Origin of the sequence: Halobacillus sp. B23F22_5, from assembly GCF_043497085.1 — a bacterium.
Lineage (GTDB): Bacteria > Bacillota > Bacilli > Bacillales > Halobacillaceae > Thalassobacillus.
In genome coordinates this window covers 1-765 of the sequence record NZ_JBIEKI010000040.1, presented here as the reverse complement: position 1 = coordinate 765, position 765 = coordinate 1, and the positions used below count along the sequence as shown (strand labels likewise).

General features: G+C 43.5%; 1 protein-coding gene. It reads right to left on the bottom strand.

The window, feature by feature from the left end; all coding sequences use genetic code 11:
- Positions 1-9: 9 nt before the first annotated feature.
- Positions 10-765: transposase (locus tag ACGTN9_RS21010; protein ID WP_499596479.1), on the bottom strand; the 756-nt coding region annotated here is incomplete at its 5' end.

Here is a 765-nt window from a genome sequence, read left to right as displayed (position 1 = left end):
AAATATAGGTTACGCTGCCTGTTGAAGACAGTGGAGGTCCTGTTTCATTCGGTCCTCATTGAAGTGAACCTGGCGGTTCGATAAACCAAAAAAGATCTTTAACAGTTTTCCGCAAAGCACGACCATTGCTTCCTTCTTTTTCAAAGGATTAACGGGACGAGTAATGTAGTACTGGTACAATTCCTTAAACGCACGGTTGTTTTGGATCAAAGGCAATATGGCGCGAAAAAGAAGGTTTCTGAGCCGTTTTCGTCCCCGTTTGGAAATTTTCTTTTGACCTTGATGTTTACCGGAAGAGTTCTCGCGCAGTGTTAATCCCGCTAGTTTAATGAGTTGGCGTGAATGTGTGTACTGCTTAAGTGAGCCCGTTTCCGCAATCAAATCAATGATCGTATGCTTTCCAATGCCGGGAATCGATATCAGGTATTCGTATTCATCCAGCTGGGTGACTAAATCTTCTAAGTGATGATTGAGTTCTGTCAGTTGACGTTCGATTAGAAGAAACTGATCGACAAGTGCGGCGATTTCAATGCGTGCCATCTCTTTGCCTGTCGTAATACCAATGGAGTTTTCAGCTGCCTGTTTCACCTTTCGAATCTTACTTTTCGCAGGAGAACGTATACCCGCCTTTTCTTTATACATCAGCGCTAGTTCTTCTATCTCCTGGTTTAGAAGATCTTCCGGGAAAGACGTGTGCTTCAAAATGGCGCAAGCCAATTGACCAAAACCTTTGATGACAGTTTTAAACTCGGGGAAGTACTGGTC